Origin of the sequence: Sphingobium olei (assembly GCF_042678845.1) — a bacterium.
GTDB classification, from domain to species: Bacteria; Pseudomonadota; Alphaproteobacteria; order Sphingomonadales; family Sphingomonadaceae; genus Sphingobium; species Sphingobium olei.
Map to the genome: position 1 here is coordinate 1 of NZ_JBHTLS010000133.1, position 25,079 is coordinate 25,079.

Genomic DNA, 25,079 nt, shown 5'->3' on the forward strand with positions numbered 1-25,079 from the left:
CGGCGCCAGAACCATCGATGCCCTATGGCACGCCATCGGCAACATCTGTGACCTCTATACCCCAGAAGAATGCTGGAACTTCATCAAAGCAGCTGGATATGCGTCAGATTAAAGGCTCGATGCTCTAAAATACCAAAATCTGCGGGACATATGCGAAGTTAAGCCCGTGCGATCCTACAGCGATGACGGTGATGATGGGAATGACGGTCCGTCTCGCTTCGCCCGCCGATTGCAGCAGCGTCTTGGAACAGAAATGTTGGTTACCGCTTCGGCTGATCCGCCGGTCGGCCCAATGCAGGCACGGTGCGGGCGGCGTCCTGCGGCGAAATGCCGGGCGGCGGCGCGGCGGCGACCTGCTCCTCCCCGCGCATGATCCGGCCCGCCCGCCGGATCGCGCCGCGCAGCCGGGGATAGATGCCGCAGCGGCAGATGTTGGTGATCGCGGCGTCGATCTGTTCGTCGCTGGGATCGTTGGTCCGGCGCAGCAGCACGGACGCAGCCATGATCATGCCGGGGATGCAGTAGCCGCATTGCGACACATTGTCCGCTGCGAACGCCTGTTGCAGGGGATGGCCGCGATCGGGCGACAAAGCCTCGATCGTCGTCACGAAACGGCCTTCGGTCTTGCCGATCGTCACTTGGCAAGACCGCACCGCTTCCCCGTCGATGTCCACCGTGCACGCGCCGCAATCGCCGGTGCCGCATCCATATTTGGTGCCGGTCAGGTTGGACGCGTCGCGCAAGGCCCAGAGCAGCGGCGTGTCGGGGTCCATGCGATACTGCACGGGCCGGTCGTTGACGGTGAACTTGGTCATGCCGCCACGCTGTCCTCTTCCGCCTCCACCTTGTGGTAAAGCACTTCGTTGCGGATGTGGATGGTGCGCGAGGCCAGCCGGATTTCCTGGATGAAGGTGGCGAAGGCCGCAGCCTGCAACAGCATGGCGAGGCTGAAGAGAATGGCGACCGGCGTGCCCAGATGGGCGTTCAGCAGATTGCCGGCGAACAGCAGGATGACGACCAGACAGACCGCGCAGGCGGACGCGACCGACAGGAAAATCGAGGCGTTGACGACGCTCATGCGCCGGTCGAGCACGCGGATCTCCGCGACCATCCGGTCATGCTCCTTGCCCCGGGTGCTCAGTACCAGCTCTTCAACCACCCGCGCACGGTCGATGATCCGCGCCAGCCGGCTGACGCAGACATTGAGGAACGCGCCGATGCCCGCAAGCAGGAACACCGGCGCAAGCGCCAGCTGGATGGTCTGCGCGACCTGGCTGACCTGGGGGAGAGGGATCATGGTCATGGCTATGCGGCGACGTTTGCCTCTGCTGTTCCCCGGCGCAGGCCGGGGTCCAGTTCATACGCTGGATCTGGACCCCGGCCTGCGCCTGGGAACACAAGGCCAGACCAAGTCCGACAAATCAAGCCGCGCCCTTGGATGACGGCGTGTTGACGCCCATGGATTTCAGATATTGCTTGATGTTGCGCGCAGCCTGCCGCAGCCGCTGCTCATTTTCGACCATGGCGATGCGCACATAGCCTTCGCCATCTTCGCCATAGCCGACGCCCGGCGCGACCGCGACCTTGGCGTGGGTGAGGAGCTGCTTGGAAAATTCCAGGCTGCCCATATCCTTGAGCGCAGGCGGCAGCGGCGCCCAGCAGAACATGGAGGCCCGCGCCGCCGGGATGTCCCAGCCGGCCCGGCCAAAGCTCTCCACCAGCACGTCGCGGCGCTTGTGGTAGAGCTGGCGGTTCTTCTCGACGATATCCTGCGGCCCGTTGAGCGCGGCGCAGGCCGCCGCCTGAATGGGCGTGAACGCGCCATAGTCGAGGTAGGACTTCACCCGCGTCATCGCCGCGATCAGCTTGCGGTTGCCCACCGCAAAGCCCATGCGCCAGCCGGCCATGGAATAGGTTTTGGAGAGCGAGGTGAACTCGATCGCCACATCCTTGGCGCCCGGCACCTGCAGGATCGAGGGCGTCGGATTGCCGTCGTAATAAAGCTCGGAATAGGCAAGGTCGCTCAGCACCCAGACCTTGTTCTCCTTCGCCCAGGCGACCAGCCGCTCGTAGAAGGCGAGATCCACCGTTTCGGCCGTTGGGTTGGACGGATAATTCACGACCAGGATCGACGGGCGCGGCACGGTGAAGGCCATGGCGCGGTCCAGCGAGCGGAAATAATTCTCGTCCGGCGTTGTCGGCACCGACCGGATTGTCGCGCCCGCGATGATGAAGCCGAAGGTATGGATCGGATAGCTGGGGTTGGGGGCCAGCACCACGTCGCCCGGCTCGGTGATCGCGGTGGCGAGGCTGGCGAGCCCCTCCTTCGACCCCATGGTCACGACGACTTCAGTGTCCGGGTCGATGTCCACGCCGAAGCGGCGGCCATAATAACTGGCCTGCGCCTTGCGCAGCCCCGGAATGCCGCGCGACTGGGAATAGCCGTGCGCGCTCGGCTTCTGCGCCACTTCGATCAGCTTCTGGATGACATGGTCGGGCGGCGGCAGGTCGGGATTGCCCATGCCGAGATCGATAATGTCCTCTCCCGCGGCACGGGCGGCTGCGCGCATCGCATTGACTTCAGCGATGACGTAAGGCGGCAGGCGCTTCATGCGGTAGAATTCTTCGGACATTATTGGGGCTTTCCTGAAAGCTCTCTGTAGGGAATAGTGCGTGGCCCGCCCTTGGCGTGTCACAATCTGGCTATAACCCGCCATCCGGTGACGCGCCAGCGAAAGCGGCGACCGCGTGATGCCAGGAGAAGGAAGGTGGCCATGGATCAATCGAACGTCATGGAACCGCATCTCCCCACGCTAGAACAAATGCAGCAATGGACGCAGGTGATCGGCCGCGCGCAGCAGTTGATGTTGGAGCAGGCGGCCGGGATGACGGGACAGGCACCCCCCTTCGATCCCGAGATCGTCGCCCGCATCCAGACGGGCTTTGCCGATGAAGGACTGGCCCTCTGGCAGCGGTTTCTCGATTCCGGCGGACTGCTGCGCGATACGCCGGAGCCGGCCCCGCCCGGCAGTCCGGCGGCGCGGAAGGACCGGCGCTTTTCCGACCCGGCATGGACGGAGCATCCATTCTACGACCTTGTCCGCCAAAGCTATCTGCTGCTCTCGGATTATCTGACGAAAATGGCCGACGCGGTCGACGGCGTCGATCCGAAGGAGAAAGCCCGGCTGCGCTTCGCCACCGCCGGCCTGCTGGACGCCCTTTCGCCGTCCAACTTCCCGCTCACCAATCCGCAGGTGGTGCAGAAGACGATCGAGAGCGGCGGCGAGAATCTGGTGCGCGGCCTCAAGCACATGCTGGCCGACATGGAGAAGGGCCAGCTGACGCATACCGACGGCACCGCCTTCGAACTCGGCCGCAACATCGCCGCGACGCCGGGAAAGGTGATCCACGAAACGCCGCTCTACCAGCTGATCCATTATGCGCCGTCGACCGATACGGTGCTGGAAACGCCGCTCCTCATCTTCCCGCCCTGGATCAACCGCTTCTACATCCTCGACCTTTCGCCGGAAAAGAGCTTCGTCAAATGGGCGGTGGATCAAGGCCTCAGCGTCTTCCTCGTCTCTTGGAAATCGGCCGACGCATCGATGAAGGACATGGTCTGGGACGATTATATCCTTGGTGGCCAGATCGACGCGATCGATACCGTCCGCGACCTGCTGGGCGTCGAAAGCGTCCACACGATCGGATATTGCGTGGCGGGCACCACGCTTGCCGCGACGCTGGCACTGCTGGCGGCGCGCGGAGAAGCGGACAAGGTGGCAAGCGCGACCTTCTTCACCGCGCAGGTCGATTTCAGCAAGGCAGGGGATCTCGCCCTGTTCGTCGACGACGAGCAGATGAAGCTGGTCGATCAGCTTTCGGCCGGGGGCTTCCTGGACGGACGCTACATGGCCGCGACCTTCAACCTGCTGCGCGGTCGTGACCTCATCTGGAACTATGTGGTCAACAATTATCTGTTGGGGCAGGATTATCCGCCCTTCGACCTGCTCCACTGGAACGGCGACACCACTAACCTGCCGGCGCGCTGGCACCGGGATTATCTGACGCAGCTGTATCGCGACAATCTGCTGGTCGTGCCCGGCGCGATCAGCGTCGCGGGCACGCCCATCGACCTCACGCGCGTGACGACGCCCGCCTATGTCCAGGCGGGGCGGGAGGATCATATCGCGCCGCTGGAAAGCGTCTGGAAATTGACCGAACATTTTGCGGGGCCGATCCGATTCCTTTTGGCGGGTTCGGGCCATATCGCAGGCGTGGTGAATCCGCCTTCGGCCATGAAATATCAATATTGGACCTGCGACGCCAAGCAGGCGACCATCGATGATTTCCTGGCTCATGCGACGGAAACAAAAGGTAGCTGGTGGCCTGACTGGCGCGCCTGGATCGGCGGAATCGACGAGAAAAGCGTGGCGGTGACAGGCGCACGAATCCCCGGCGGGGGCAAGCGAAAAGCGATCGAGGACGCCCCTGGACGCTACGTGAAGCAGCGCTGACCGGCCGGATATTGCCATTTTGTTGCAGTGCACAATAGCGCTTGCAATGACTTAGATTCTTCTGTATTGTGCAGTGCAGCAAACGGAGGAAGGTCATGGCCGTAACCCCGAAGACACCGCGGAAGAGCGCCCGTCCCAAGACCGGGTCGAGCACTATGTCGGCAAGCGAAGCGCTGAAGGCGGCGGAGGCCGCTATCGGCGCAACACCTCAACCGGCGAAGCCCACCCGCAAGCCGTCCGCGCCACGGGTCAAGCGTCCGGAGCCGGTCGCCCCGACCACCCCCGATCCCGTTGCCGTGGTGGCCGCCACCACAGCTGTCGATGCCGCGCCGGAGCCCGTTCCGGACATGGCGCCGACGCCCCTGACAGAGAGCCTGACCAAGGCCGAAGCTGAAGTGACAGCGCCGCTGCCCGCCATAGAAGGAACCACCATGATGAACGACGTTATCGAAACCGGAAAGAAGTTCGCGGAAGACGCCAAGGCGAAGATGGAAACCGCCTATGCCGACTTCAACGAGAAGACCAAGGCCCAAGTCGAGAAGTCGACCAAGGCCATCGAAGAGCTGAGCGACCTTGCCAAGGGCAATGTCGAGGCGCTGGTCGAATCGGGCAAGATCGCCGCCAAGGCGATCGAGACGCTGGGCCAGGAAGCCGTCGATTACAGCCGCAAGAGCTTCGAGAAGGCCACCGCTTCGTTCAAGACCTTCTCGACCGTCAAGACCCCGACCGAATTCTTCCAGCTGCAGAGCCAGCTGCTCTCCAGCAGCTTCGACGAATTCACCAAGGAAGCGGCGAAGAACAGCGAGGCGCTGATCAAGATGGCAGGCGAAGTCGCCCAACCGATCACCGCGCGCGTGACGCTGGTCACCGACAAGGTCAAGTCCCTGGCGGCCTGAGCCTGCCGGACTTTCGACTTCGAGCAAAGGGGCGTTCCTTCCAGCGAAGGAGCGCCCCTTTTCCATGGGTCAAACTGAGGCAGCGCGCGGCGAACCGGGGTTCCGCCCCCTTGCCATGGCGAACCGAATCGCCATATTCTCCCTCATCATGGATAACAGCATCAGCGTATCTTCATGGTCCGTCAGCATGGCGGACCGGGATCAGGACGATCAGGGCGAAGGTCCCGGCGGGCCCAATGTCGGCATCGCCACCCGCACCCGCACCCGCACGAAAAAGCCGTCGCTCTACAAGGTGCTGATGCTGAACGACGACTATACGCCCATGGAGTTCGTCGTCCATGTTCTCCAGAGCTTCTTCCGCATGGACATGGAGGAAGCGACGCGCGTGATGCTCCACGTGCACCAGCGCGGCGTCGGCGTCTGCGGCATCTTCAGCTACGAAGTCGCGGAGACGAAGGTGAATCAGGTGATGGACTTCGCCCGCCAGAATCAGCACCCGCTGCAATGCACGCTGGAGAAGGCGTAGGCCTTCATTGTCTGGTCAGGGCGTAGCGTCTGAGATCGGCGCTCGCACCGTCAGCGAAGTATCCGAGACTGGCTCAATTTTCCGATATTCTGGGGTAGTGGCCGCACCGCCTTGCGGCCGGTTCATTCCCACTCGATCGTGCCGGGGGGCTTGCTCGTATAGTCGTAGACGACGCGGTTGATGCCCTTGACCTCGTTGATGATGCGGGTCGCGACGCGGCTCAGGAATGCGGCGTCGAAGGGGTAGATGTCCGCGGTCATTCCGTCGGTCGAGGTGACCGCGCGCACCGCGCACACATTGTCATAGGTGCGGTAGTCGCCCATCACGCCCACGGTCCGCACCGGCAGCAGCACGGCGAACGCCTGCCAGATCGCGTCATACAGGCCGGCGCTGCGGATTTCCTCCAGATAGATGGCGTCGGCCTTGCGCAGGATGTCGCAGCGTTCCTTGGTCACTTCGCCCGGGATGCGGATGGCAAGGCCGGGGCCGGGGAAGGGGTGGCGGCCGACGAAAATGTCGGGCAGGCCCAGTTCCTTGCCGAGCACCCGAACTTCATCCTTGAACAGTTCGCGCAGGGGTTCGACCAGCTTCATGTTCATCCGTTCGGGAAGGCCGCCGACATTATGGTGCGACTTGATCGTCACCGAAGGGCCGCCGGTGAAGCTGACGCTTTCGATCACGTCGGGGTAGAGCGTGCCTTGCGCCAGGAAGTCGGCGCCGCCAATCTTCGCCGCTTCCTCCTCGAACACGGCGATGAATTCGCCGCCGATGAACTTGCGCTTCTTTTCCGGGTCGGTAAGGCCCGCGAGGCCCCCCAGGAACCGGTCCTCGGCATTTACGTGAACCAGTTTGATGCCATAATGTTCGCGGAACAGGCTCACCACCTGCTCCGCTTCGCCCAGCCGCATCAGGCCGTGATCGACGAACACGCAGGTCAGCTGTTCGCCGATCGCCTCGTGGATCAGCACCGCGGCGACCGCGCTGTCGACGCCGCCGGACAGGCCGCAGATCACGCGCCCGTTGCCAACCTGCTCCCGGATCTCGGCGATCTTGACCTGCCGGAACTCCGCCATCGTCCAGTCGCCGGCGAGGCCGCAGACGTGGCGGACGAAATTGGCGATCAGCTTGCCGCCGTCAGGCGTATGGACGACTTCGGGATGGAATTGCGTGCCGTAGAACTTCCGCTCCTCGTCGGCGATGACCGCGAAAGGCGCGCCGTCCGACACGGCGACGATCTTGAAGCCGGGCGCGAACTTCGTGACCTTGTCGCCGTGGCTCATCCAGACCTGATGCCGCTCGCCAACCTCCCACAGGCCGTCGAACAGCGCGCAGGGTTCCGTCACGGTCAGGAAGGCGCGGCCGAACTCGCCGCCTTCGCCGGTCTCATGACCGGGCCGCACTTCGCCGCCCAGCTGGTGGCTCATCACCTGCTGGCCGTAGCAGATGCCGAGGATCGGCACGCCAGCGTCGAACAGCGCCTGCGGGGCGCGGGGGCTGCCTTCCTCCGGCACGCCGGCGGGCGAGCCGGAAAGGATGATGCCCTTGGGCTTCAGTCGCTCAAACGCCTCGGCGGCGGCGGTGAAAGGCGCGATCTCGGAATAGACGCCCGCTTCGCGCACGCGCCGGGCGATGAGCTGGGTCACCTGGCTGCCGAAATCCACGATGAGGATATTATCCTGAAGGGGCAGCGTCATGGGAATCGCCTTTGGCTTGGATGGAAGGGATTCGCGCCCGGTTAGTCGCCCGCCCCCGATATGTCCAGTTGCGGCGTCGCCCCGCTCTCTGCGCGCCAGCCGATCAGCGCCGCGCCTCCCAGGATCGCCGCCGCGATCAGGAAGGCGCTGCCGATGAAGGGGAGGGTGGGATGCGCGCCCACGGATAGGGAATAGACGGTGCCGAAGAAGAGTGGGGAGGCGATGCCGGCGATCGCGCCGACGCTGTTGTTCGCCCCCTGAAGCTGGCCTTGTTCCGATTCGCTGACATGGCGGGTCATCAGCGCCTGGATGGTCGGCATGGCGAGCCCCCAGAGCGCGTTGGGGAACATGGCGGCGACGAACAGGCCCTGGCTCGGGGCAAGGCCCATCGACGCCACGCCGATCGCGCCGAAGGAGAGGCCGATCACCATCGTCGTGCGGTCACCCAGCCGCTTGACCACTGGCCCGGTGAGCAGGCCCTGCACGCCCATGTCCATGATGCCGACCAGCGCCAGCAGCGCGCCGACCTGCCACGCGCCCCAGCCATAACGGTCCCCGGCATAGAGCACGAAGACGGCGGAGAAGAGGTGATGGGCGAAATAGAGCAGGAAGTTCACCACCGCGAGACTGGACAGTTCGGGATGGGAGCGCAGCAGGCGGAGCGCGCCGAACGGATTGGCTCGCGTCCAGCTGAACCCCATCCGCTTGTCCGGAGCGAGCGATTCGGGCAGCACGAAAAGGCCGTAGAGGAAGGCGAGGCCCGACAGCGCCGCCGCCGCCCAGAAGGGAGCGCGCAGGGAGACTTCCCCCAGCACGCCGCCGATCAGCGGGCCGGCGACGAAGCCCGCGCTGAACGCCGCGCCGATCAGGCCATAGCCCTTTGCTCTGCCTTCCGGCGGGGTGATGTCGGCCATATAGGCGAAGGCGGAGGTGAAGCTGGACGAGGTCACGCCCGCGAGGATGCGGCCAAGGGCCAGCCACCAGAGATTGGGGGCGAGCGCCATCAGCACATAATCGAGCGCAAGGCCGGCGACCGACACGAGGATGACCGGACGCCGGCCGTAGCGGTCCGAGAGCGATCCGATGACGGGTGAGCAGAGAAACTGCATCCCGGCCCAGAGCGCGACGAACAGGCCGTTCCACATGCCGGCCGACGCGCTGGAGCCCGACAGGGTTTCGATCAGCTGGGGCAGTACCGGGATGACGATGCCCATCGACATGACGTCGAGCAGCGCCGTCACCAGGATGAAGGCGATCGCGGCGGTGCGGCGGGGGTGCGGCGAGGCGGACATGGGAAAGGAGCTAGCCTGCGGGGCGGCGGAAGGAAAGGATCTAGCCCTGCTTTCCGAAGTTCACACCGACGTTGCCCGGAAAAGCGCCGAATCCGGCACGAAGCGTCCTCAAAGCGCCGCGGACGCCTCACCGAAGCGCTCGCGAAGCCTTCCCGACGCGTCCCATCCTATCGGCCCGCGTCAGCGGGAGGCGACGTCGCGGCTCAGATAGACCTGGGCGACGCGGCCGTCCTTCATCGCGCAGGTGAAGCGATGGGTGGTTCCGCCGGTCGCGCGATAGCTGGTGCGGCTTTCCACTTCGCCGTCGATATTATAGGCGCCCGAGCCTGTGGGGCGAGGAGTGTCGATATGGCGCACCTCGGCATAGCCGGCCTGCTGGCGCTGCGCCTCGTCCCGCGCCGCGAGCGCGCAGGCGTCCGTCAGCGCGTCGTCGCGGCCATTGGCGTCCGCGATGTCGGAAAAGTCTGCGTCGTCGCGCGCCGGGCCTTCGTCATGCGAAGGCGGGTTGCTCTGCACGTCCGCACCATAATCGGTGCCGTCGCGCGGCGGCGGCGCATTATCATCATAGGAGCGGTCGTTCCCCTGCGCTTGCTGCGCCTTCTTGTCCTTCGCCATGGAGGAGGCGGCGATGGCGACCGCGCCAACGAGCGCCGCGACGCCGATCGCGTCGCCCACGCCGAAACCGTCGCCGCGGCGATGATGCCGATCCCAGCCACCACGGCCCCAGCCGCCGCCATAGCCATAGCGGGGCTGTGCCTGCGCCGCGCCGATGCTGCCCATCAACAGACCCGCGCCTACCAGCGCTCCGGTCATCCAGCGTGCCTTGGTCCCGATCATGCGCGTTCCTCCTGCGTCGGCCGTCTGTAGCGCCGCCGGGCTGTCCGGCGGCTGAACGGCGTCAGTCGGGCCTCGCCCCGATGGCAAGGCCGGTGAAGCGCGCGGCGAACGCGTAGCTGTCGGCCATTTCCTCGATCAGCTTGTCGATGGGCTTGCCGGTGCCATGGCCCGCCCGCGTTTCCACCCGCAGCAGCCGGGGCCTGGCGCCAAGGTCCACGGCCTGGAGCGCGGCGGCATATTTGAAGCTGTGCGCCGGTACGACCCGGTCGTCCGTGTCCGCCGTGGTGACGAGGATCGCGGGATAATCCTTGCCCGCCAAAATATTGTGATAAGGCGAATAGGCGTAGAGGAGGGGGAAGTCGCGGGCGTTGTCGGGCGATCCATAATCGTCCACCCAGTAGCGGCCCGCGGTGAAGCGGTCGAAGCGCAGCATGTCCATCACGCCCACCGCCGGCAACGCCGCCTGGAACAGGTCGGGCCGCTGGTTCACCACCGCGCCGACCAGCAGCCCGCCATTGGAGCGCCCCTCGATCGCCAGCCCGTCGCGTGGGGTGAAGCCATTGGCCTTCAGCCACTCGCCCGCCGCGATGAAATCGTCGAACACATTCTGCTTGTTCGCGCCGCGCCCCGCCTCATGCCAGGCCTTGCCGAACTCGCCGCCGCCGCGCAGATTGGCGATGGCATAGACGCCCCCCTGTTCCAGCCACGCCATGCGCGTTGCCGAATAGCCGGGCGTCAGGCTGATATTGAAGCCGCCATAGCCATAGAGAATGGTCGGCGCGGCGATGGCGCGGTCGGCCAGGGTCTTCTTGCGCAGGATGGTGATGGGGATCATCGTCCCGTCCTTCGAAGGGTAGGCGCGCTGCTCCACCCCGTAATTGTCCGGGTCGAAGGGCAGGTCGGGTTCGGCGAAGAGCTGGCTCTGCCGGGTCGCGGTGTCGAAGCGGTAGATGCTGGCGGGCGTGACGAAGCCGGAAAAGCTGAAGAAGGTTTCGGGATCGCCGTCGCGTCCGGCAAATCCTGCCGCCGTACCATAACCGGGCAGCGGCACGTCGCCGACCTTGCGCCCGTCCAGTTCCACCAGTTCCGCGACCGTCTGCGCATCGCTCATATAGGCCAGGATCAGGCGATTGCCGACGAGCGATCCGCCGGCAAGCGTCTCCCTGCGCTCGGCGATCAGCGGCCTCGGGCGGCGGCGCGGGCGGGCCGCATCCAGCGTCACTACGCGCAGGCGCGGCGCTTGGAAGTCGGTGATGAAATAGAGGGTGGTGCCGCGGCTGCCGATCAGCCGCCAGTCGTTCGTCGGCCCCCTGACCAGCAGCCGGGGGCGAACCGCGCCGCCGGTGAGTTCGGCGACATGGACTTCGCGGCGGGGGTCGATCCCTTCGAAACTGTTGATGATGAGCCAGCGGCCATCGCTGGTCACCTGCGCCTGGTGGCTGAGCCCCGGTCGGTCGGGCGTGGCGTAGATCAGCTGGTCCTGCGACTGGGGCGTGCCGATGCGGTGATAGTAAAGCTGCTGGTCGCGGTTGGCGGAGCGATAGGCTTCGCCTTCCTCGGGCGCGGGGAAGCGGGAATAGAAGAAGCCTTCGCTGCGGCCATCCCAGGCGATCTGGGAGAATTTGACCCAGCGCAGTTCGTCGTCGAGCATGTGCCCGCTTTCGACGTCCATCAGCCGCAGCGTGCGCCAGTCGCTGCCAGCTTCCTGCACCGCATAGGCGAGGCGGCGGCCATCGGGGGAGGGCGCCCATTCCGCCAGCGCCAGTCCCCCGTCCTTCGCCCAGTCGTTGGGATCGAGCAGCAGGCGCTGGCCGCCGTCCAGCCCGTCGCGGACATAGAGCGGCGTCTGGTTCTGAAGCCCCTTGTTATAGCCGTAGAAATAGCGCCCGCCCGCCTTCCGGGGCAGCGTGTAGCGGCCATGCGACAGCAGCGCCCGCATCCGCGCCTTGAGCGCGTCGCGGCCGGGCAGCGCATCGACATAGCGGCGGGTGAGCGCATTTTCCCGCGCCACCCAATCGGCCACCGCCGGGTCGGCGCGCAGATCGTTTTCCAGCCAGCGATAGGGATCGGCGACCTTCACGCCGAAATGATCCTCCACCAGATCCTGCCGGGGCGTGGCGGGATAGGCGAGCGCCGCCTTGCGGTCTCCGCCCGCGTCGATGGCCGCATTGTCCGGCGCGGCAAGGGCGCTGGCAGGGCCGGAAAGGGGGAGACAACAGGCCACTGCCAGCAGCAGCGGCAGGAACGGGGCGGCGCGCATCCTCTTGTCTTTTTAACTCTTGTCAAAAGCGAACAGGCCGCAGCTCTAATGAGCCGCGGCCTGTCGGTAAAGCGTCCAGTCCCGTAAGACGGGACCGGTTCGGATCAGGCGTCTTCCAGCTCGTCCGCGTCGGCGCCCTGGACCGGACCGCTGTCCTGACCCTTGGCATCGACGTCGCGATCGACCAGTTCGATGATCGCGATCGGCGCGGCGTCCGACGCGCGGAAGCCCGCCTTGATGACGCGGGTATAGCCGCCGTCGCGGTCCTTGTAGCGCTCGGCCAGGACGTCGAACAGCTTGGTCAGCTGCGCGTCGTCCTGCAGGCGCGACTGGGCCAGGCGACGGTTGGACAGGCCACCCTTCTTGGCGAGGGTGATCAGCTTTTCGACGTAGGGACGCAGTTCCTTCGCCTTGGCGGTGCCGGTCAGGATCTGCTCATGCTTGATGAGCGAGGCCGCCAGGTTGCGGAGCAGGGCGGTGCGATGACCGGCGCTGCGCTGGAGCTTACGATGACCAACCTTGTGACGCATATCTCTTTCCTTCGTTCGTTAAGGGGCCGTGTGAGGTACCCCAGACCAGGCGACCGTTGGAGGTCGTCGCCCATTCACCTTCTTCCCGAACCGCGACGGACCGGCATGGGAGTATATCCCATGCCGTCAGTCGATGCGAAGCACCGCTGGCCGCTCGTTCGCGTTCGCGTTGCGAACCGCCGCGCTGCTGCGCTGCGCCGCTCGCTCCGACTTAGCCCAGCAGCTCCTGTTCGAGCTTCTTGGCCATTTCCTCGATATTTTCCGGCGGCCAGCCGGGGATGTCCATTCCTAAGCGCAGGCCCATGGACGACAGCACTTCCTTGATTTCGTTCAGCGACTTGCGGCCGAAATTGGGGGTGCGCAGCATCTCGGCCTCGGTCTTCTGGACCAGATCGCCGATATAGATGATGTTGTCGTTCTTGAGGCAGTTGGCCGAGCGGACCGACAGTTCCAGTTCGTCCACCTTCTTGAGCAGGTAGCGGTTGATCTGGTTGGTGTCGCTTTCGCCTTCCGACGACGCGGCGGCCGCGGCATGAGTGGCCGAAGGGCCGGCGGCGGGCAGCGCGTCCTCGAAATGAACGAACAGCTGGAGCTGGTCCTGCAGGATGCGCGCGGCATAGGCGACCGCGTCTTCCGGCGTGACGGTGCCATCGGTCTCGACGGTCAGCGACAGCTTGTCATAGTCCAGTTCCTGGCCGACGCGGGTGTTGTCCACCTTGTAGGCGACCTGGCGCACCGGCGAGTAGAGCGCATCGACCGGGATGAGGCCGATCGGCGCATCGGCCGGGCGGTTGGCGACGGCGGGCACATAGCCCTTGCCGACGTCGGCGGTCAGTTCCATGTTGAGCGTCGCGCCCTGGTCCAGGTGGCAGATCACCAGGTCCGGGTTCATCACTTCGATGTCGCCCACGACGCTGATGTCGCCGGCCTTCACCACGGCGGGGCCGGTGGCGGAAAGCTGAAGCCGCTTGGGGCCTTCGCCTTCCATCTTCAGCGCGACCTGCTTGATGTTGAGGACGATGTCGGTCACGTCCTCGCGCACGCCGGCGAGCGACGAGAATTCATGCAGGACGTTCTCGATCTTGATCGAGGTGACCGCCGCGCCCTGAAGCGAGGACAGAAGAACCCGGCGCAGCGCGTTGCCGAGCGTCAGGCCGAAGCCGCGCTCCAGCGGCTCGGCGACGAAGGTGGCCTTGCGCCGACCGTCGCCCGAAGCCTTGATCTCGAGGCTGTTGGGCTTCTTCAATTCCTGCCAGTTCTTCATGTTGACAGTCATGTATTTCCCCTGGGGATGGGCCGGAACGCTTGTATATCCTGCACCCGACAGGACGTTCCGGCGATGCAAACGGGCAAAGGGGCGACGCGTCCGCCGCCCCGAAACACGCGCTGCGCGTCGTTAGACGCGGCGGCGCTTGGACGGACGGACGCCGTTGTGCGGGATCGGCGTCACGTCGCGGATGGAGGTGATGTGGAAGCCCACGGCCTGCAGCGCGCGCAGGGCCGATTCGCGGCCCGAACCCGGGCCCTTCACTTCGACTTCCAGGGTGCGCACGCCATGTTCGGCGGCCTTGCGGCCGGCGTCTTCCGCGCACACCTGCGCGGCATAGGGGGTCGACTTGCGGCTGCCCTTGAAGCCCATCATGCCGGCCGAGGACCAGCTGATCGCATTGCCCTGGGCGTCGGTGATGGTCACCATCGTGTTGTTGAAGCTGGCGTTGACGTGCGCGACGCCGGCCGAGATGTTCTTGCGCTCGCGCCGCTTGATGCGCTGGGGTTCGCGTGCCATTTTGCTCTATCCTACTGAAATCTTGTGATGCTGGAGGCCGCGCCCAAGGAGGGCTGCCTCCGGCGGAGAAGAAGACGAAACAGTCCCCCGGACTGTTTCTTACTTCTTCTTGCCGGCGATCGGCTTCGCCTTGCCCTTGCGGGTGCGCGCATTGGTATGGGTGCGCTGGCCGCGGACCGGCAGGCCCTTGCGATGACGCAGGCCGCGATAGCAGGCCAGGTCCATCAGGCGCTTGATGTTCATCGCGGTCTCGCGACGCAGGTCGCCCTCGACGGTCAGGTCGGCGTCGATGGCTTCGCGGATCTGCAGGACTTCGGCGTCCGACAGGTCCTGAACGCGGCGGCTGTGGTCGATGCCCAGCTTGTCAGCGAGATCGACGGCGGTCTTGCGGCCGATGCCGTGAATGTAGGTGAGCGCGATGATCACGCGCTTGTTGGTCGGGATGTTGACACCCGCGATACGTGCCATGGTAATCTTTTCTCCTGCTCCACAGGGCGGACGGGCCACCCTATCTCAAAGCGTCAGGACCGGGCTTCCTTGGCATGGAAAAACGGCCAAATTCATGTCCCCCAGGACGCAAAAAAGACGGCCGGTGCAGGAAGCACCGCCGCTCGCCAGCGTCTTGGGGAGGGCCGCCAATAGCGAGTCGGCGGAAATGTGTCAATCGCCCTGCGGCGGCCCGTCGGCAGGAGCAGGAGGATGCGTCAGTGCATCACGTCGATCTCCAGTTCGCCTTCGTCCTGTCCGTCCCAATAATGGGCGCGTTCGGCATGGACGTGGATCATCACGAGGCCCGGCGTGTCGGCACCCTGATCGAACCAGGCCTCCAGGTCCGGGTTCCAATGATCGTCGAACCGGCTGCGGTCGCGGATCAGATCGGCCCGGCCTTCCAGCGCGATGAACAGCGGCCGCTGACCGAACAGGCCGCTCTTGCCGTGGAAGGACAGGCTGACGCGGGGGTCGCGCTCTATGTCGCGCACCATCAGCGTGTCTTCGGTCGTGAAATAGAAGGAGTCGCCGCCATGGGCGACATCATGGTTGTTGCTCATCGGCCGGGCGCCGATATGCCCGTCCTCCGTGTGCGTGGACAGCATCGCAAAGTCGATCTGCTGCATCTTTTCCGCCAGGCTGGCGAGGGTGTGCTGCGTCATGCGTCTCTCCTTTCCACTATCTGTCCCTAACGCAGGATAGGGCGAGTCGGGTTCCGTCCAAGAGGATTCGACAGGGGAAGGAGAAGAACATATCATGAACATATCCCGTCGAGTCGGAGCATGCCGCCATGCACAATCGCCTTCAGCCCCTCTACCGGGCCTTCTACGCTATCAAGCCGCCGGAGCGGATCGCACGGCAGATCGATCATTTCGCCGACACGCTTGATCCGATAGCCGATCGCGTTCCTGCGGAGCATCAGCATGTCACGCTTGGCATCACCACGGACGCGCCGGTCTATCCCTATGAGCTTATCAAGGCTCTGCGGCGGGCCGGTGTCGGCATTCGGGCCGAGCCGTTCGATCTGACGCTCGACCGGCTCAGCATCGGCGGGCGATCGGCGGCGTTGCGGCCCGCGCGGGCAGTTCCGGGCCTCAGCGCGCTGCGGCAGGAAATCGTCCGCGCGATGCAGGTGGCTGGGGCGACGGCGCGGCCCGGCTGGACCTTCAGCCCGCACCAGACGCTCTTCTACCGCGACGGCCGCCCGGATCAGCGCGCGGTGCCGGGCTTTGGCTGGCGGGTTGAGGAAGTGGTGCTGATCTGCAGCCATGTCGGGCGGACAAGGCACGAGATCGTGGGGCGATGGCCGCTGATCGGCGCCGCCCAATATCGGCTGCTGTGAAGGGTCAGCGCTTGCGGACGAATTCCGCGCGTAGCACCAGTCCCTTGATGCCGTCATAGCGGCAATCGATTTCCTGAGGATCGCCGGTCAGGCGGATCGCCTTGATGAGCGTGCCGCGCTTCAACGTCTGGTTCGCGCCCTTTACGGTCAGATCCTTGATCAGGGTCACCTGATCGCCGTCGGTCAGCAGATTGCCAACCGCGTCCCGCACCTCGACCATGCCGGCGGATTCGGTGCGCGAGGCGGCCTCCGCCGCGCTGATCCATTCGCCGCTGGCTTCGTCATAGACATAGTCGTCGTCGGCCATCGTCTGCCCCCTCAGCCCTGCGTCACGCTTTGCAGTACGGCGGCGCGCAGTTCGGGGAGGCCCATGCCCTTTTCGCTCGACGTGGCGATGATGTCGGGATGGGCGGCGGGGCGCTTGCGGATGGCGTCGGCGGTGGCGGCGGTGACGGCGGCAAGCTCGCTCGCCTTGATCTTGTCGGTCTTTGTGAGGACGATGCGGTAGCTCACCGCAGCGGCGTCCAGCATGTCGAGCATGTCGTTATCGACATCCTTGATGCCGTGGCGGCTGTCGATCAGCACCAGCGTCCGTTTGAGCGCCGCGCGCCCGCGCAGATAGTCGTTCACCAGGAAGCGCCACTTCTTCACCATGTCGCGCGGCGCCTTCGCATAGCCATAGCCCGGCATGTCGACGAGGCGGAAGCGCAGCGGATCGCCCACATCGAAGAAGTTGAGTTCCTGCGTGCGGCCCGGCGTGTTGGACGTGCGGGCGAGGCCGTTGCGGTTGGTGAGCGCGTTCAGCAGCGAGCTTTTGCCCACATTGGATCGCCCGGCGAACGCCACTTCGTTCACCGCCATGTCGGGCAGGAATTTGAGGTCCGGCGCGGACTTGAGGAAGGCGATGTGCCCGGCAAAGAGCCTGCGCGCTTCCTCGATGAGGTCGGGGTCGGGTTGGTCGGTCACTCAAAAATCCGATCGGAGGGCCTGGGCTACTTCGCCGTCGCCGTCGTGTTCAGCACGGGATGGCGGCGGTAAAGCCACCATTGCTGCGCCATCGACAGGCAGTTGTTGGTGATCCAGTAGACCAGCAGGCCCGCCGCGAAGGGCGCCATGATGAACATCATCATCCACGGCATGATCGAAAAGACCTGCTGCTGCATCGGGTCCATCTGCGCCGGGTTGAGCTTGAACTGGAAATACATGGAGATGCCGAGCAGCAGCGCCAGCACGCCGATCGCCAGGAAGGACGGGGGCGTGAAGGGCAGCAGGCCGAAGAGATTGAGGATATGCAGGGGATCGGGCGCGGACAGATCCTTGATCCACAGCACGAACGGCTGGTGCCGCATCTCGATCGTCAGCTGCAGCACCTTGTACAGGGCGAAGAAGATCGGGATCTGGATGAAGATGGGCAGGCAGCCGGCGAGCGGGTTCACCTTCTCCGCCTTGTACAGCTCCATCATTTTGACCTGCAACTGCTGCTTGTCGTCCTTATATTTCTCCTGCAGCGCCTTCATCTTGGGCTGCACCGCGCGCATCGCCGCCATGCTGGCGAACTGGCGCTGGGCGACGGGGAACATCAGCGCGCGGACCACGAAGGTCAGGCAGATGATGGCGACGCCGAAATTGCCGATATGTTCGAACAGCCAGTGGAGCAGCGCGAAGATCGGCTTTTCGAACCAGTAGAACCAGCCCCAGTCGATCGCCCGGTCGAACAGCGGAACGCCCGCATCCTGATAGGCTTCGAGCGTCTTCACTTCCTTGGCGCCCACGAACAGGCGCAATGTCTGCGTCGCGGCCTTGCCCGGCGCGACCATCGTCTGTGCGAGGGCGGCGTCGGCCTGATATTGCGTGCCCGCGCCCTTGCGGAACTGGCCCGCGAAATCGGCGTCGGCGGCAGGGACGAGGGCGGAGAGCCAATATTTGTCGGTGAAGCCGATCCAGCCGCCCTTGGACTGGAAGCTCTGGGTCGATGGCCCCTTGTCCAGATCCTTGTAGTTTACGTCATAATTGGCCGCGCCGTTGAACACGCCCATCGGCCCGACATGGATGGTCCAAGTGTCGGGATCCTTGGGAACGCCGAGGCGGCTGATATAACCATAGGGCTTCACCCCGACCGCGCCCCTGCCGCTGTTGGACAGCTTCTGCGCGGCGGTGATCATGTAATTCTGATCGACCGTCAGGCGAATCTCGAATAGCTGGCCCGCGCCGTTGTTCCAGCTCAGGGTGACAGGGCTGGTGGGCGTCAATTCCTTGCCGCTGGCGGTCCAGACCGTATCCTTGTTCGGGGTCTTCAATCCTTCGCCCTGCCAGCCGAAGCCGGCGAAATAGGCGTCCTGCGTGCCCGAGGGGCTGTAGAGGCGGACGTCGGGCGAATCCTTGGCAATGGTTTCCTTATAGGTCGGCAGCACGATGTCGTCGATGCGCGCGCCCTTGAGGTTGATCGAGCCGGCCAGCTTGGGCGTGCGGATGGGGATGCGCGGGCTTTCCCGCAGCACCGCCGTGCGGTCGCGGATCACGACCGGGCCGTCGGCCGCATCGGTGCCGGGCGCAGCGACGGGCGTCGTCTTGCCGCCCTCGATCTTCGTCGCGGGCGGATTGGCCGCCGGGAAAACATAGCGCGACACATAGGGCCAGCCGAACAGGATCGCCGCGGTCAGCAGCACCGCCAGGATGATATTCTTCTTGTCGTCCACGTCTGTTCGGCTCCGCCGTCTGGTGATCTTGTCTGTCAGGGAACCGGATCGTAGCCCGAACCGCCCCATGGGTGGCATCGCATTAGCCGCTTGAACCCCAGCCAGCTACCCTTGATCGCGCCATATTTGCGCACCGCCCCAATTGCATATTCCGAACAGGATGGCGCGTAGCGGCAGGTGGGGGGCAGGATGCGCGAGGGACCGAGCTGCCAGCCGCGCGCGAGCAGGATGAGGAGGCGGCCGATCACGGCCTGGGCCCGACAGGGGTTTGGGGTGCCCTGGGTCCGCGTCCGCGGCCATGATGGGGCCGTGCGTCGCGCGGCGGACCCGGCTCGCGGCTCATGACCTTGCCGAGCGCCTTGGCAAGTTCGGCCCGCAACTGGGAAAAGTCGCGCTCGATCCCGCCATCGCGGCCGATCAGCACATGGTCCGCTCCGGCGATGCCGTGAACGGGCAGCAATTCGCGGGCCAGGACGCGAAAACGGCGCTTCATCCGATTGCGGATGACAGCGCCGCCAACTTTCTTGGTCACGGTGATGCCGTATCGCATCGCCGGATCGCCGTCGCCGCGCTCACGCACCAGCAAGACGAAGCCCGGCATGGGGGCGCGGCGTCCGCGATTCGCCGCCAGAAAATCTGCGCGCCGGACCATCATGGCCGGCGCGGCAGGCTTTTCCAGAGATGGAATCAGGCGCTCAGGCTCTTGCGGCCGCGCGCGCGGCGGGCGCGAATCACGTTGCGGCCGCCGGGCGTCGCCATGCGGGCGCGGAAACCGTGACGGCGCTTCCGAACCAGATTGCTCGGCTGAAAGGTGCGCTTCATCGTTCATTCCTCAAGACAAATAACAAGAATCGGGCGTGACGAAAAAGGGCCGCTTGTGCAGCGGCCGCTTGGGTCAGGGGGCGTCCGATAGGGAAAGGGCCGGGGGAAGTCAATGGGCGAGCGGCCCGATCCCCACTCTACTTGCCCCGCGCCGCCGCCACGCCTTCCTTGAGCGCGTCATAGCCGACCGCGCCGTTCAGCACCTGATCGCCGATGACGAAGGTGGGCGTGCCGCTCGCCTGCAATTTCTGCGCGAGCGCGATGTTGGACGCGATTTCGGCGTCATATTTGTTCGATGCGATCGCGGCTTCCGCCTCGGACTTTGTGATGCCGGCGCGTGCGGCGGCGGCGACGATGGTGTCGCGCGTCACCTTGCCCGCGCCATAGAGCGCTTTGTGGTAAGCCATATATTGGCCGCGTTCGGCGGCGAGCAGCGACACCTTGGCCGCCTCGCCGCTTTCGTCCGACAGGATCGGCAGTTCGCGATAGACGATCTTCACCTTCGCGTCGGAGCCGACCAGCTTCGCCAGGTCGGGCAGCGAGGCGCGGCAATAGCCGCAGGCATAGTCGAAAAATTCGACCACGGTAACGTCGGCGTTCGGCGCGCCTTCCCATGCGCCTGCATAGGGCTTCTCGATCGCGCTGCGGCTGCTCTCGATCGTGCTCGACATCCGCTTGGCCTGCAGCTTCTCGACCGCCTGCGGGATGATTTCGGGATGCTCCAATATATAGTCGTGAACGATCTTCTCGATCGCGGCCTTGTCGGTTGGACTCACGGCGGCGGGCGCCTGTACGGCGAGGGCGGCGCCGGCGGCGGCCGCGAGGAAGGCGAAACCGCCAAGGGTCATCTGCATGGTCCTGTTGGAAAGGGCGGCGCGAAAGCTCGGCCGGTTGTCATCGGTCATCTTTATCGTTTCTTCCGCTGCTGCTCGATCGCAGCGCGCGAGACCATGGCGATATCCTGCGCCCGCAGATAGTCAACCGTGCCGGGCTTCAATCCCTGCATCGCCGCGTCCGCGCTGCGCAGCGCCATCTGGTCCTGCCCGATCATCGAATAGCGTTCCGCCGTGGCGAGCGCCGCGCGGGGCGTGTCGCCGCGCCGCTCATAGACGACACCCAGCTGATACCAGGCGAAGGGATTTTCCCGGTCGCGCTGGACCGCGAGGCGCAGCACCTGTTCGGCTTCGGCGAAGTTCGCCTCATCCTCGCTGGCGATGAGGGCGTGGGCGAGCAGGGTGGAAATGAGCGGCTGGTTGGTGAGCTTCACCGCCTCGCGCAGCGGCGCGATCGCCTCCACCGGCTTGCCGCTCTCCAGCAGGATCTGGCCCTTCAACTCCAGGAAATAGGGATCGTGGGGCAGTGCGGCGAGGAGCGCGTCCGCCTCCGCCAGCGCGCGGTCGGGGTAGGCGCTCTTGTGCCAGGCATAGGCGCGCGCATAATGGGCGGGGATCGACTGGTCGCTTTCGGGATATCTTTGTAATGTTTGGGGCGGCTCCGACGCGAAGCCGATCAGCTTCGCCTTGATCCGCTCGAACCGCTTTTCCAGATAGGGGTCGGGGGGCCGGTTCCACGCCGGATCGGGCTCATAGACCTCGCGCAGCACCTGGATGCGCTCGCCCGACAGGGGGTGGGTGCGGCCGTAGCTGTTGTCCTGCGGGATGGCGAGGCGATATTCCTGGTTCTGCAGCTTCTTGAAGAATTCCAGGCTTCCCCGGCCGCTGATGCCGGCGGTGTGGAGATAGCGCGCGCCCGCCAAGTCGGCGGAGCTTTCCTGCGCGCGGGAGAAGGCGAGGAACTTGCTCATCGCCGCCTGCTGGCCAAGTCCCATGAGGCCCATGCCCGCCTCGCCCGCGCCGCCCGCGATCGCCGCCGCGCCGAGAACGAGGCTCAGCAGGGTAATGCCGGTCGCTTCCTTGATCCCTTCGCCCGAGCGGATGACATGCCCGCCCTCGATATGGCCCAGTTCGTGCGCGACGACGCCCTGCAACTGGTTCACATTGTCGGCCTGCGCGATCAGGCCGCTATGCACCCACACATATTGGCCGCCCGCGACGAAGGCGTTGATCTCCGGATCGTTGATGACCAGCACCTGCACATTGCGCGGCTCCATGCCGGCGGCCTTCACCAGCGGACCCGACATATCGGCCATGAAGGCCTCGGTCTCCGCATCGCGCAGGATCTGCTGAGCGAGGGCGGGACGGGCCATCAGCGCCAGCGAGGCCAGCGTGAGGGCGAGAAACTGCAACAGGCGAGCCATCGGGCGAAAGCCATGCCTGCACGCAACTGAACCTGCCGTGAAGGCGGCAGAAACGAAAGGCGCCGCTGCGCGCCGGATCGAACCGGACATGCAGCGGCGCCTGATCATCGCGAGAGTAGCCCGGCTTACTGGCCGAAGGTGCGCTGCCACCAGCCGCGACGCGGGGCTCCGTCGGCCGTCTCGGCTTCGGCGTTGGCGGGGATGTCGTCGTTGACCGCGACATCCGCATTGGCCTGCGGCGCGGGTTCGGCGGACGCGTCTTCCGGCGCGGCCGCGGTGACGGCGTCGGTGCCCTCTACCTCGCTGGCGACGGCCTTCTTGCGGCGCGCGCGCTTGGGCTTGGCGGGGACTTCGGCTTCGGCAGCCGGTTCCGGCGCAGCTTCTGCGACCTGCGCTACCGGCTCCGCATCCGTTCCCTCGGTTTCGGCCGTTGCCTTCTTGCGTCGGCTGCGCTTGGGCTTTGCGGGCGCTTCCTCGGCGGCCGGCGCGGCGGGCGTCGGCTCAGTCACCACTTCTGCCACGACCTCAGTCGGCGCTTCGGCGGCTTCCGCAACCGGGGCCGCGTCCGCCTTGCCCTTGCGGGCACGGGGGCGACGACGGGTCTTGGGCGCGCCCTCGGCGGGGGCTTCCGCTGCGTCATCGACGGGAGCAGCCTCCACCGCTTCGGCGACAGGCTCGGACGGTTCGGCGTCCGTAGCTTCGCCCTGCGCGGTCACGGCATCCTCGCCGCCTTCGCCACCTTCGCGACGGCGACGGCCACCGCGACGGCCACGCCGGCCGCGACGACGCGCGCCGCCTTCTTCCTCGTCCTTGGCTTCGGCCATGGTTTCGACAGCGGTTTCCTCGGCGTCTTCGTCCGCTTCGGCCTCTTCGCCAGCCTCGTCCGTTTCAGCGGACTCGGTCGTTTCATCGGCGCGGTTCTCGTCGCGCTGGCCGCCGCGACGGCGGCGACGACGGCGGCGACGGCGGCCGCCTTCGCGCTCCTCGCCCTGCTCGCCACGCTCCTCGCGCGCGGTTTCGGCCTCGGCCACCTCGGCTTCTTCTTCCTCTTCCTCCTCCTCGATCAGGTCGAGATCATCCTCTTCGACCGGGAGGGGGGTGTAGTCGACGACGCGCTCGGGCCGGGGGCCGCTCGCTTCCACCGACATGCGCGCGCCCTCGATCTCGCCATCGGGCAGGATTTCGATGCGCACGCCATAGCGCTGCTCGATCTCGTCGAGTTCGCGGCGCTTGTTGTTGAGGACGTAGAAGGCCGCTTCCTGGCTGGCGCGCAGCGTGATGATGCTGCCGCGACCCCGCGCCGCCTCTTCCTCCAGCATGCGCAGTGCGCCGAGGCCGGCCGACGATGCGGTGCGGACGAGGCCGGTGCCTTCGCAATGCGGGCACTGGCGGGTCGAGGCTTCCAGCACGCCGGTGCGCAGCCGCTGCCGGCTCATTTCCATGAGGCCGAAGCCGGAGATGCGGCCGACCTGGATGCGGGCGCGATCGTCCTTCAGCGCCTCCTTCATCGCCTTCTCGACCTTACGGATGTTGGAGTTCATCTCCATGTCGATGAAGTCGATGACGACGAGGCCGGCCATGTCGCGCAGTCGGAGCTGACGGGCAATCTCGCGCGCGGCTTCCAAATTGGTGGCGACGGCGGTCTGCTCGATGCCATGTTCGCGCGTGGAGCGGCCCGAGTTGATGTCGATCGACACCAGCGCCTCGGTCGGGTTGATGACGAGATAGCCGCCTGACTTCAGCTGCACGACCGGATTGTACATCGCTGCCAGCTGGTCCTCCACGCTCGCGCGCTGGAACAGGGAAATGGGGTCGGCATATTGCTTCACCCGGCGCACATGGCTGGGCATCAGCAGCTTCATGAAGTCGCGCGCGGCGCGATAGCCCTCCGCGCCCTCCACGATCACTTCCTCGATATCCTTGTTGTAGATATCGCGGATCGCGCGCTTGATGAGGTCGCTGTCATTGTGGATCAGCGCCGGCGCGTCGGACTTCAGCGTCTTTTCTCGGATTTCGTCCCACAGGCGGGCGAGATAGTCGAAGTCGCGCTTGATTTCCGGCTTGGTGCGCTGGAGCCCGGCGGTGCGGACGATGCAGCCCATGGAAGAGGGCAGCGCCATTTCCGCGATGATCGACTTCAAGCGCTTGCGGTCCGCCGCGTTGCTGATCTTCCGGCTGATGCCGCCGCCATGCGACGTGTTGGGCATCAGCACGCAATAGCGACCGGCGAGGCTGAGATAGGTGGTCAGCGCCGCGCCCTTGTTGCCGCGCTCTTCCTTGACGACCTGGACCAGCAGCACCTGGCGGCGCTTGATCACGTCCTGGATCTTGTAGCGGCGGCGCAGCGCCATGCGCTTGCGGCGCAGTTCGTCCGCGGCCTCGTCGCCGCCGCGTCCGCCCTTGCGGCGGCCGGCCTTCTGCGGGGCGTCGCCCTCGGCACTCTCTTCCGCGGCTTCCTCATCGTCATGATGATGGGTGGCTTCGACGACTTCGACGCCGTCCTCGCCATGATGATCCTCGTCATCATCGTCGTCATAATCGGCGCGCAGCGCGGCCTCTTCCTCGGCATGCGCGCGTTCCTCGCGCAGCAGCGCCTCGCGGTCCTCGCGCGGGATCTGGTAATAGTCGGGATGGATTTCGCTGAAGGCCAGGAAGCCGTGGCGGTTGCCGCCATAATCGACGAACGCCGCCTGCAGCGACGGTTCGACCCTGGTTACCTTGGCGAGATAGATATTGCCCTTGAGCTGCTTGTGCTCGGCCGATTCGAAGTCGAACTCCTCGATCCGGTTACCTTTGACGACCGCGACCCGGGTCTCTTCCCGGTGGCGCGCATCGATCAGCATACGCATTGTCATTTATGAGTCTCCGGCGTGATCGGGCTGCGGCGCTGGGCCGCGCCGTCACGCGATAGTGAAGGGACGGCCGCGCGCGCGCCGAGGGGCGCTGGGCTTGCGGGATCGTCCGGTTTGAAAGGAAAAGTGTCGTGTCTGCTGCGTCGGCAGGGCCGGACCATGCGCCGAGCCTCTCCATCCACGCCGCTGCGCCCGGAACCGGGGCAAGCGTGGAATGGAATTCATGCCTCATGCAGCGTCAACCTGTTTGCAGCACCGGGACGGACAGGATCCTGTAAAGTCCGCC

General features: G+C 65.4%; 25 protein-coding genes. 4 read left to right on the forward strand and 21 right to left on the reverse strand.

The annotated features are described in order from the left end of the window. Window positions 1–260: 260 nt before the first annotated feature. From ACFQ24_RS16785 to ACFQ24_RS16795, 3 genes are all read right to left on the reverse strand, one after another. Window positions 261–815 carry a (2Fe-2S)-binding protein gene (locus ACFQ24_RS16785; RefSeq protein ID WP_066762075.1) on the reverse strand — a complete coding sequence of 185 codons (555 nt, stop codon included), beginning with the start codon at window positions 813–815 and terminating at the stop codon, window positions 261–263. Continuing rightward, a complete protein-coding gene (locus ACFQ24_RS16790; RefSeq protein WP_380913293.1) occupies window positions 812–1,297 on the reverse strand; it encodes a DUF2721 domain-containing protein in 486 nt (161 codons plus the stop codon). Before ACFQ24_RS16790 ends, ACFQ24_RS16785 begins: the two co-directional genes overlap by 4 nt. Before the next feature lie 124 nt (window positions 1,298–1,421). After that, the gene (locus ACFQ24_RS16795; RefSeq protein WP_380913294.1) at window positions 1,422–2,633 is read right to left on the reverse strand and encodes an LL-diaminopimelate aminotransferase; all 1,212 of its coding nucleotides are present in this window, start codon (window positions 2,631–2,633) and stop codon (window positions 1,422–1,424) included. A gap of 141 nt (window positions 2,634–2,774) precedes the next feature. Here ACFQ24_RS16795 and ACFQ24_RS16800 point away from each other — a divergent pair, with 141 nt between their 5' ends. The 3 genes from ACFQ24_RS16800 to clpS all read left to right on the forward strand — a co-directional run bounded on the left by ACFQ24_RS16800 (window position 2,775) and on the right by clpS (window position 5,936). Next, window positions 2,775–4,514, forward strand: coding sequence for a PHA/PHB synthase family protein (locus ACFQ24_RS16800; RefSeq protein WP_380913295.1), 1,740 nt, complete (start codon window positions 2,775–2,777; stop codon window positions 4,512–4,514). Between the two features lie 95 nt (window positions 4,515–4,609). Beyond that, a complete protein-coding gene (locus ACFQ24_RS16805) occupies window positions 4,610–5,410 on the forward strand; it encodes a phasin family protein (protein WP_380913296.1) in 801 nt (266 codons plus the stop codon). 115 nt (window positions 5,411–5,525) lie between these two features. Continuing rightward, window positions 5,526–5,936 (forward strand): ATP-dependent Clp protease adapter ClpS, encoded by a 411-nt coding sequence (gene clpS / locus ACFQ24_RS16810; RefSeq protein ID WP_380913698.1) that lies wholly within the window; start codon window positions 5,526–5,528, stop codon window positions 5,934–5,936. Window positions 5,937–6,058: 122 nt separating this feature from the next. On the opposite strand, the gene guaA is transcribed toward clpS, so the two are convergent. The 9 genes from guaA to ACFQ24_RS16855 form a co-directional block, all read right to left on the reverse strand. Beyond that, window positions 6,059–7,630 carry a glutamine-hydrolyzing GMP synthase gene (gene guaA, locus ACFQ24_RS16815; protein WP_380913298.1) on the reverse strand — a complete coding sequence of 524 codons (1,572 nt, stop codon included), beginning with the start codon at window positions 7,628–7,630 and terminating at the stop codon, window positions 6,059–6,061. Window positions 7,631–7,671: 41 nt separating this feature from the next. After that, window positions 7,672–8,922: a TCR/Tet family MFS transporter gene (locus tag ACFQ24_RS16820; protein WP_380913300.1), complete on the reverse strand. Its 1,251-nt coding sequence runs from the start codon at window positions 8,920–8,922 to the stop codon at window positions 7,672–7,674. Window positions 8,923–9,102: 180 nt separating this feature from the next. Then, window positions 9,103–9,759 carry a hypothetical protein gene (locus tag ACFQ24_RS16825; RefSeq protein WP_380913302.1) on the reverse strand — a complete coding sequence of 219 codons (657 nt, stop codon included), beginning with the start codon at window positions 9,757–9,759 and terminating at the stop codon, window positions 9,103–9,105. Window positions 9,760–9,820: 61 nt separating this feature from the next. After that, window positions 9,821–12,019, reverse strand: coding sequence for a prolyl oligopeptidase family serine peptidase (locus tag ACFQ24_RS16830; RefSeq protein WP_380913303.1), 2,199 nt, complete (start codon window positions 12,017–12,019; stop codon window positions 9,821–9,823). Between the two features lie 104 nt (window positions 12,020–12,123). Next, on the reverse strand, window positions 12,124–12,549 hold the full coding sequence (gene rplQ, locus ACFQ24_RS16835) for a 50S ribosomal protein L17 (RefSeq protein WP_380913305.1): 426 nt from the start codon (window positions 12,547–12,549) through the stop codon (window positions 12,124–12,126). Window positions 12,550–12,760: 211 nt separating this feature from the next. Then, window positions 12,761–13,825 carry a DNA-directed RNA polymerase subunit alpha gene (locus ACFQ24_RS16840; protein ID WP_380913307.1) on the reverse strand — a complete coding sequence of 355 codons (1,065 nt, stop codon included), beginning with the start codon at window positions 13,823–13,825 and terminating at the stop codon, window positions 12,761–12,763. 120 nt (window positions 13,826–13,945) lie between these two features. Then, window positions 13,946–14,335 carry a 30S ribosomal protein S11 gene (gene rpsK, locus ACFQ24_RS16845; RefSeq protein WP_004208752.1) on the reverse strand — a complete coding sequence of 130 codons (390 nt, stop codon included), beginning with the start codon at window positions 14,333–14,335 and terminating at the stop codon, window positions 13,946–13,948. Window positions 14,336–14,434: 99 nt separating this feature from the next. Further along, complete coding sequence (rpsM, locus tag ACFQ24_RS16850) at window positions 14,435–14,803, reverse strand: 30S ribosomal protein S13 (RefSeq protein ID WP_007707977.1); 369 nt, start codon at window positions 14,801–14,803, stop codon at window positions 14,435–14,437. Window positions 14,804–15,039: 236 nt separating this feature from the next. Further along, the gene (locus tag ACFQ24_RS16855; RefSeq protein ID WP_380913309.1) at window positions 15,040–15,486 is read right to left on the reverse strand and encodes a pyridoxamine 5'-phosphate oxidase family protein; all 447 of its coding nucleotides are present in this window, start codon (window positions 15,484–15,486) and stop codon (window positions 15,040–15,042) included. Between the two features lie 128 nt (window positions 15,487–15,614). On the opposite strand from ACFQ24_RS16855, the gene ACFQ24_RS16860 reads away from it, so the two are divergent. Beyond that, window positions 15,615–16,166 carry a 2'-5' RNA ligase family protein gene (locus tag ACFQ24_RS16860; protein ID WP_380913311.1) on the forward strand — a complete coding sequence of 184 codons (552 nt, stop codon included), beginning with the start codon at window positions 15,615–15,617 and terminating at the stop codon, window positions 16,164–16,166. A 4-nt stretch (window positions 16,167–16,170) separates the two neighbouring features. Here ACFQ24_RS16860 and ACFQ24_RS16865 read toward each other — a convergent pair whose 3' ends face one another. The 9 genes from ACFQ24_RS16865 to ACFQ24_RS16905 form a co-directional block, all read right to left on the reverse strand. Beyond that, window positions 16,171–16,473, reverse strand: a complete 303-nt coding sequence (locus ACFQ24_RS16865) for an alkylphosphonate utilization protein (RefSeq protein WP_380913313.1) — start codon at window positions 16,471–16,473, stop codon at window positions 16,171–16,173. 11 nt (window positions 16,474–16,484) lie between these two features. Then, the gene (yihA, locus tag ACFQ24_RS16870) at window positions 16,485–17,132 is read right to left on the reverse strand and encodes a ribosome biogenesis GTP-binding protein YihA/YsxC (protein ID WP_380913315.1); all 648 of its coding nucleotides are present in this window, start codon (window positions 17,130–17,132) and stop codon (window positions 16,485–16,487) included. Window positions 17,133–17,158: 26 nt separating this feature from the next. Continuing rightward, window positions 17,159–18,862, reverse strand: coding sequence for a membrane protein insertase YidC (gene yidC / locus ACFQ24_RS16875; protein WP_380913317.1), 1,704 nt, complete (start codon window positions 18,860–18,862; stop codon window positions 17,159–17,161). Between the two features lie 35 nt (window positions 18,863–18,897). Continuing rightward, window positions 18,898–19,110: a membrane protein insertion efficiency factor YidD gene (yidD, locus tag ACFQ24_RS16880; protein WP_380913319.1), complete on the reverse strand. Its 213-nt coding sequence runs from the start codon at window positions 19,108–19,110 to the stop codon at window positions 18,898–18,900. Then, window positions 19,107–19,514: a ribonuclease P protein component gene (gene rnpA, locus ACFQ24_RS16885; protein ID WP_380913700.1), complete on the reverse strand. Its 408-nt coding sequence runs from the start codon at window positions 19,512–19,514 to the stop codon at window positions 19,107–19,109. The genes yidD and rnpA overlap by 4 nt, the downstream gene beginning before the upstream one ends. A 35-nt stretch (window positions 19,515–19,549) precedes the next feature. Continuing rightward, a complete protein-coding gene (gene rpmH / locus ACFQ24_RS16890; protein WP_066769487.1) occupies window positions 19,550–19,684 on the reverse strand; it encodes a 50S ribosomal protein L34 in 135 nt (44 codons plus the stop codon). A 137-nt stretch (window positions 19,685–19,821) separates the two neighbouring features. After that, window positions 19,822–20,589: a DsbA family protein gene (locus ACFQ24_RS16895; protein ID WP_380913321.1), complete on the reverse strand. Its 768-nt coding sequence runs from the start codon at window positions 20,587–20,589 to the stop codon at window positions 19,822–19,824. A gap of 2 nt (window positions 20,590–20,591) precedes the next feature. Further along, window positions 20,592–21,941: a M48 family metalloprotease gene (locus ACFQ24_RS16900; protein ID WP_380913323.1), complete on the reverse strand. Its 1,350-nt coding sequence runs from the start codon at window positions 21,939–21,941 to the stop codon at window positions 20,592–20,594. A 125-nt stretch (window positions 21,942–22,066) separates the two neighbouring features. Then, window positions 22,067–24,796 (reverse strand): Rne/Rng family ribonuclease, encoded by a 2,730-nt coding sequence (locus ACFQ24_RS16905; protein ID WP_380913325.1) that lies wholly within the window; start codon window positions 24,794–24,796, stop codon window positions 22,067–22,069. Window positions 24,797–25,079: the final 283 nt, after the last annotated feature.

Bases quoted from the DNA above. Each gene is read 5' to 3' on its own strand.
- ACFQ24_RS16785 (WP_066762075.1), bottom strand. From the start codon at position 815: ATGACCAAGTTCACCGTCAACGACCGGCCCGTGCAGTATCGCATGGAC.
- ACFQ24_RS16790 (WP_380913293.1), bottom strand. From the start codon at position 1,297: ATGATCCCTCTCCCCCAGGTCAGCCAGGTCGCGCAGACCATCCAGCTG.
- ACFQ24_RS16795 (WP_380913294.1), bottom strand. From the start codon at position 2,633: ATGTCCGAAGAATTCTACCGCATGAAGCGCCTGCCGCCTTACGTCATC.
- ACFQ24_RS16800 (WP_380913295.1), top strand. From the start codon at position 2,775: ATGGATCAATCGAACGTCATGGAACCGCATCTCCCCACGCTAGAACAA.
- ACFQ24_RS16805 (WP_380913296.1), top strand. From the start codon at position 4,610: ATGGCCGTAACCCCGAAGACACCGCGGAAGAGCGCCCGTCCCAAGACC.
- clpS (WP_380913698.1), top strand. From the start codon at position 5,526: ATGGCGAACCGAATCGCCATATTCTCCCTCATCATGGATAACAGCATC.
- guaA (WP_380913298.1), bottom strand. From the start codon at position 7,630: ATGACGCTGCCCCTTCAGGATAATATCCTCATCGTGGATTTCGGCAGC.
- ACFQ24_RS16820 (WP_380913300.1), bottom strand. From the start codon at position 8,922: ATGTCCGCCTCGCCGCACCCCCGCCGCACCGCCGCGATCGCCTTCATC.
- ACFQ24_RS16825 (WP_380913302.1), bottom strand. From the start codon at position 9,759: ATGATCGGGACCAAGGCACGCTGGATGACCGGAGCGCTGGTAGGCGCG.
- ACFQ24_RS16830 (WP_380913303.1), bottom strand. From the start codon at position 12,019: ATGCGCGCCGCCCCGTTCCTGCCGCTGCTGCTGGCAGTGGCCTGTTGT.
- rplQ (WP_380913305.1), bottom strand. From the start codon at position 12,549: ATGCGTCACAAGGTTGGTCATCGTAAGCTCCAGCGCAGCGCCGGTCAT.
- ACFQ24_RS16840 (WP_380913307.1), bottom strand. From the start codon at position 13,825: ATGACTGTCAACATGAAGAACTGGCAGGAATTGAAGAAGCCCAACAGC.
- rpsK (WP_004208752.1), bottom strand. From the start codon at position 14,335: ATGGCACGCGAACCCCAGCGCATCAAGCGGCGCGAGCGCAAGAACATC.
- rpsM (WP_007707977.1), bottom strand. From the start codon at position 14,803: ATGGCACGTATCGCGGGTGTCAACATCCCGACCAACAAGCGCGTGATC.
- ACFQ24_RS16855 (WP_380913309.1), bottom strand. From the start codon at position 15,486: ATGACGCAGCACACCCTCGCCAGCCTGGCGGAAAAGATGCAGCAGATC.
- ACFQ24_RS16860 (WP_380913311.1), top strand. From the start codon at position 15,615: ATGCACAATCGCCTTCAGCCCCTCTACCGGGCCTTCTACGCTATCAAG.
- ACFQ24_RS16865 (WP_380913313.1), bottom strand. From the start codon at position 16,473: ATGGCCGACGACGACTATGTCTATGACGAAGCCAGCGGCGAATGGATC.
- rnpA (WP_380913700.1), bottom strand. From the start codon at position 19,514: ATGGTCCGGCGCGCAGATTTTCTGGCGGCGAATCGCGGACGCCGCGCC.
- rpmH (WP_066769487.1), bottom strand. From the start codon at position 19,684: ATGAAGCGCACCTTTCAGCCGAGCAATCTGGTTCGGAAGCGCCGTCAC.
- ACFQ24_RS16895 (WP_380913321.1), bottom strand. From the start codon at position 20,589: ATGACCGATGACAACCGGCCGAGCTTTCGCGCCGCCCTTTCCAACAGG.
- ACFQ24_RS16900 (WP_380913323.1), bottom strand. From the start codon at position 21,941: ATGGCTCGCCTGTTGCAGTTTCTCGCCCTCACGCTGGCCTCGCTGGCG.
- ACFQ24_RS16905 (WP_380913325.1), bottom strand. From the start codon at position 24,796: ATGACAATGCGTATGCTGATCGATGCGCGCCACCGGGAAGAGACCCGG.